At 36.9% G+C, this 5,380-nt stretch carries 6 protein-coding genes and 1 pseudogene; all 7 read right to left on the reverse strand.

Annotated features, from left to right (window positions below):
* Positions 1-76 precede the first annotated feature (76 nt).
* The gene (locus RYK16_RS08220) at positions 77-412 is read right to left on the reverse strand and encodes a single-stranded DNA-binding protein (protein ID WP_314851772.1); all 336 of its coding nucleotides are present in this window, start codon (positions 410-412) and stop codon (positions 77-79) included.
* A 74-nt stretch (positions 413-486) separates the two neighbouring features.
* Positions 487-789, reverse strand: coding sequence for a hypothetical protein (locus RYK16_RS08225; RefSeq protein WP_314851773.1), 303 nt, complete (start codon positions 787-789; stop codon positions 487-489).
* Positions 777-1,040 (reverse strand): hypothetical protein, encoded by a 264-nt coding sequence (locus RYK16_RS08230; protein WP_314851774.1) that lies wholly within the window; start codon positions 1,038-1,040, stop codon positions 777-779. Before RYK16_RS08230 ends, RYK16_RS08225 begins: the two co-directional genes overlap by 13 nt.
* Before the next feature lie 212 nt (positions 1,041-1,252).
* Positions 1,253-1,639 carry a hypothetical protein gene (locus tag RYK16_RS08235; RefSeq protein WP_314851775.1) on the reverse strand — a complete coding sequence of 129 codons (387 nt, stop codon included), beginning with the start codon at positions 1,637-1,639 and terminating at the stop codon, positions 1,253-1,255.
* A gap of 59 nt (positions 1,640-1,698) precedes the next feature.
* Entirely contained in the window at positions 1,699-4,176 is a 2,478-nt protein-coding gene (locus RYK16_RS08240; protein ID WP_314851776.1) for a SpaA isopeptide-forming pilin-related protein, read from the reverse strand.
* Between the two features lie 189 nt (positions 4,177-4,365).
* Positions 4,366-5,013 (reverse strand): hypothetical protein, encoded by a 648-nt coding sequence (locus RYK16_RS08245; RefSeq protein WP_314851777.1) that lies wholly within the window; start codon positions 5,011-5,013, stop codon positions 4,366-4,368.
* Positions 5,014-5,049: 36 nt separating this feature from the next.
* Positions 5,050-5,380 (reverse strand): annotated as a pseudogene (locus tag RYK16_RS08250) (hypothetical protein); the annotation flags it as partial.

Raw genomic sequence — 5,380 nt, forward strand, 5'->3', positions numbered from 1 at the left:
ATCAATACTTCCATCTTCATGTACTATATCACCGTTTATTCTTCTAAGTTCCTCTAGGCTCATCTTTTAACAGCCTCTATTCTTCCTCATTTGAATTCTTGTTTGAAGTTAAATGACAATCATCCACATACACTTCTGTTATATAGATTTTCTTATCATCCTTCTCGTATGAGCGTGTATGTAACCGTCCTTCTAACTCAATACGCTTGCCCTTCTTACCATAAGAACCTAAATAATCAGCAACCTGCTCCCAGGCAACGCAATTAATAAAGTCTACAGCATCCTCCTTGGATCGAGTACGTTGTACGGCAACTGTAAAGTTTGCTACGTGCTTACCACTTTCTCCTTCTGTCACCTTTACTTCAACATCTCTTACTAAATTTCCTGACAAAATTACTCTGTTGTTCCACATTTTTATTTCTCCTCTCTCTGTTTACAACATTTCTTCTAATCCACAAAAAACTTGGGGCAAATTGCCCCAAGCCATTACTCAAAATCAATATCTATATCCTCATCACAATAAATATCAGTTTGTAAATATTCATACTCATCTTTAATTATGAGTTCAGAGTTGCGTGATCTATTTGCATAAAATTTATTTTCAATTTGCTCAATTCCCTCCGGAAATAAAGCAGCAGTTGAAAATAAATAGCTCGTAGATGTTTTATCCATCTTCTTTATACTGCAAATATAATTTGCAAATCTTTCTCGAATTTCATCTTCATTATCTTTAATGAATTCAGATTGCTCTTTGGGTAATGTATTATGTATTTCAATTACATTATCCACTGGTACAAATAAACTTTTTCAAAATCTAATCCTGCTCTTTTAAAATGAGGATTATCTGTTTTAAAAGGTGTTTCAAATATTGCATCTAAAGATTTTTTTCTACCTAAATTAGATCTTAATGGTATATACCAACTTGTTTCTTCGTCATATAAACCAACATAGCTTCTAGTAGATTTATTTAATAACTGCTCTCTTCCAGTTCTTGCTATAGTCTCTGCAATAAAATTTTCATTTATTCTAACTATCTTCATTATTGAAATTTGCCCTTTCATCTAATACAATATATGTGTAAGAAGTACAGGCAGAACAAGCCTTGATTGTTCCATTAGGTGAGACTTCTTACTTTTTTATTTCTTATTAGACAACAAAAAGAGAAATCTCATACGAGCTTCCAGTTGCCCTAAGAAATCTCTTTTTATATCTTTTATCTATTTGTCATATAATCTACTTTTTCTAAAATATGTTATTCCATTTCAAATTTTTTATAACTATCAATAATAAGAAGCTTTCGTTTCAGATTTATCTCTGAATAAAGTATGCTCATTCTAGTTATAAACACCATCATATAAACAATCGTGAACAAAGCCCCAATAGTATTCATTATCTGCCAAAAGTCACTTAAATTTATATCCATATCTTTACAGTTAGCTATGAAGCCTAACCCCATCAAAGAACATCCACTGATGCAGACCCATGGGCTGAGTCTTTTTATTTTTTCTAGTTTCAGCTGTAATTCAATATACAATCCTGCAATCTCATCTTCGCTTTTCCCTTTTAGATATGCAACATACTCATCATAACTAACTTTTCTCTTTGCTTTCAACTCTTTAAAAAAATTGTCTGATTTCATTGTTTTCTCCAAAAATGCTGCCTCTGGGGCAATTTGCCCCAGAATTCAAGCCTTAAAGTTTATTCAGTAAACTGTTTCTTCTTAAGAAATAAGAATACTGCTGCAGCTAGACCACCTACAAACATCATAGATAATCCTACTACATTGAATGTATCACCTGTCTTAACGGAAGGTAATGCCATATCATTTACGACCACTTTCACAGCATTATTAACCGCAAAATCATAATCTTCACTCAACTCAACTTTGAAGTGATCGTGATTGATTCTATAACCTTCAGGAGCAGCAGTTTCTTGAACATAATAGCCACCTAAATCATCAGCATATTCAACTGCCCAAGTGATAACTCCTTCGCCATCTGTGATGCCTTTGCACTCTTTTCCATCCTTATCTAAAGCAACTGTACCATCAGCCTTAAATAAGGTTAATTCTGCACCCTTTAACTTCTTCGAGTTATCCATAGCATCAACCTTAATTGCGCTCACGTAGAACACTTTACGTGTGTCTACAGCCATCACAACTTGTTCGTGCTGGCGTGTGCCTGTAACAGTAAATTCAATATCTTCAAACTTATTGAATCCGAATGGTGATTCATCTTCACGTAAGATGTAAGTCTTACCACCTTCAACAAACTTAGAAATGTCTGTGTTTTCTTTTGTAGTGATGAATGTGGCAACTTCGTTTCCTGTATCTTTTTCAATTAATGTTAATTTAGCGCCGGCAACATTGTTGCCCTTGCCATCTGTTTTAGCAACATCAATCACAATCTTATCGTCTGCATAATCAAGACTAACGATTGCTCCATTATCTTTGATTTCAAATGGCTTTGGATTTGTATTTAGGTAATATCCAGCAGGAGCAGCAACTTCTACTAATTCATAATTGCCAACTGGCAAGAAGTTATCACTTGATTTCCAGTAACCATTTGCATCTGTTGTGATTGCATAGTTTAAAGCTTGTCCTGCTTCGGCAGTGCCAAGTATGTTTCCATCCGCATCTCTAGCTACAACATCAAAGTTATTCTTGTTAATGATTTCAAAAACAGCAACCCCTACATTTTCATTTGTAGCTGCATCTTTCTTTTGAATCTCCAATCCACCACGTACAACGCCTTCCACAACAGTGTACTCATTACCTCCAACTACAGCCGCTATGTGTTGATCGTTCTCTGTAATATTGAATAATGCAATTCCATTCGCTACTTCCTGACCACCTGCACTTAACATTTTATTCTGTAGCGTATAGCCTGCTGGTGCTTTTGTTTCCTCTACTGTAATTGTACCTAGTGGTAATGTTGGAATTCCTCCATCAAGGTAGAATGGATCACCTTCAACTTTTAGAGAATCATCTAAAGTTGTAACATATCTACCACCAATCAATGCAGTCTTCACAACCCATGTTCTTGTAGGTGCTGTTGGTAATGTATCCATTGTAAATTGCCCTGCATAATATTTGATGGTGAATTCAGCACCCTCTAAACTTGCTGGATTTTCCACTACCTCACTATCTGGACTAACTTTATTTAAAGTGATTCTTAAAGGGTCATTTAACGGAGTATCAGTGGAATTTACAACCCATGTACTTCTATCATACGGAGATACAACATGGGTTGTTGGATCTAATGCAAATCCTTTTGGTGCAGTTACTTCCTTAACATATAAGTAAGGCTGTGTTCCATCGAACGGAATTTCATTAGGTGCAGTAGCATTGCCATCCGCATCAGTTGTTAATGTCAAAATAGGTGCATCACTTAAATCAGACTTACGATGTACCTCATATACTGCTCCACTTAAATCCTGTGCATAACAGTTGTTCCCTTGTGTTAACGTAGGAAGTGCGTTTGTTTTCTTAATTTTAAGTTCAATGTTTGGTGGCACTGGCTCACCCTCGGCTACAGCCCAAACAATCATAGTTAAATTTGTGTCAGGTGCCTTATTTACACCATACTGTTCAAGCCAATCTCTCCAATTGGTACCTGTTGCACCACTTCCATTGTTATATAAAGTTGACCAACCTGTATTGTCAGGTAACTCTGTAGCAGTACCAGAACGTGTTCCAGCAAGACGTAATACATTAGCTTTTGTATCATAAGCCGCTTGCATGTTGTTACCACCATCCCAGTAAATACTTGACACACCTACAATTCTTGCCTTACCTGTAGCAGAACGAGCCATTGCATCTGCAAGTGCTTCACGAGCAGCCTGTTGATAAATCTCTAGGTATGGACGTGTACCACCATAACTATTAGGATTCATCGTCTTATCAAGCATGCCTTCGATACGTGCTTGCATATCGTTCATGGATGCTTCGTTCCAGCCTTGTAGAGGTTCTCCATCTGCTCCCCATTGGTCATACCAAATCGTGTATCCAGGATTATCACCTGTTACACCACCACCTCCAGAGCCACCTGAACCAGCACCACCATTTGCGAATACTGTAGCAGCTGTAAGCTTTACTGGAATAATTGTTGCCAATAAAAAGGCTACCATCATACTTAGAATGGCAGTAATTTTACTTCTAATTGATTTATATTTCATTTTTTCCTCCTGAATTTTTTCTGTGTTGTATAAAGCTTGTCGTGTGATGCTATATCTCATCGCCTATTTCCTTTAACAGACAATCAAAATAGGCAATGTTATTTTTTAGATTTCTCCATTAAAAAAGGCGGTAGATTTTCACATCTATCGCCTACAAGGAGAAAACTTTAAACATATGAATTTTATTACTTATCTATACCCAACGATTACTGTTTCATCCCATGCAGCCTGATCAACCACCCACACTTGCTGAGTAACGGCATCATGGTGAGTTGTGCCAACCTGAACATTTCCTACGTGGTAACCTTCATCGCCGTTTGTATTTCCTGCAAATTCCAATGTACTTGCATACACTGTACCAGTGTTATTACCAATAATCTTACGTTCATAAACTGGTTCATCCCACGCTTCAGCTATCACCTGTGTTTCCCAATGTCCAACCTCTTCATGATGGATCGTTTGATAGATCGGTTGTGGTTCTGGTTGAGATGGGGTTGTATTCGTAGTAGTTGGAGTATTTGTTACTGAAGAACTGTTGTTATTGTTCTGTGCCTCAGTACTAGTTGTTCCTGTAGTTGGTGTAACAGGTGTTTCGGATGTAGTTGAAGTATCTTCCTTCTTACCAGTGTCATCCTTCTTTTTATCGTCATTCTTCTTAGATGATTCCTTGGATGAAGAAGTTTCAGTGCTAGTTTCGTGTTTTGCTGAATTGTTTGTCTTTGGTTTTGGTAAAACATTCAAAACTGCAAATAGTACCACTGCAACTATCAACATAGCAGCAATGATTTTGACTGACTTCTTTTGTCGATCGTTTAATCTGTTGAATAAGTTTTTCATGTCGTTTCTCCCTTTGGGGCAAATTGCCCCAATATTTTAATAAGTTAATTTATATCCTTTGTATAATCCATCTGAACCCATAATTGGCTCACATGAATATGCTCCGTATCCAGATCCAGTCGCAATGCATGCTGAATATCCTGAATCAAGATTGTATCCATCACTAAACATAAAGTATTGCGTTCCGTGTGATGTACTTGTGCTTGGGGCAATTTGCTCCGAACCATTATTTCCTTGTTGTGATGTATTTCCCGATGGAACCTCAACATAGATAACATCAGGTGTAGGTGCTGGTTTATCGGATAGATGCAGGTTCAATGTAGCCTCCGCTTTGTTATGCTGACTATCTTCAACACTATACGTTACT

The organism is uncultured Solobacterium sp. (genome assembly GCF_963550625.1).
GTDB lineage: Bacteria > Bacillota_I > Bacilli_A > Erysipelotrichales > Erysipelotrichaceae > Bulleidia.

Excerpts from the sequence above, each read along its gene's own strand:
- RYK16_RS08230 (WP_314851774.1), bottom strand. The coding sequence starts at position 1,040 with ATGAAGATAGTTAGAATAAATGAAAATTTTATTGCAGAGACTATAGCA.
- RYK16_RS08240 (WP_314851776.1), bottom strand. The coding sequence starts at position 4,176 with ATGAAATATAAATCAATTAGAAGTAAAATTACTGCCATTCTAAGTATG.
- RYK16_RS08220 (WP_314851772.1), bottom strand. The coding sequence starts at position 412 with ATGTGGAACAACAGAGTAATTTTGTCAGGAAATTTAGTAAGAGATGTT.
- RYK16_RS08235 (WP_314851775.1), bottom strand. The coding sequence starts at position 1,639 with ATGAAATCAGACAATTTTTTTAAAGAGTTGAAAGCAAAGAGAAAAGTT.
- RYK16_RS08245 (WP_314851777.1), bottom strand. The coding sequence starts at position 5,013 with ATGAAAAACTTATTCAACAGATTAAACGATCGACAAAAGAAGTCAGTC.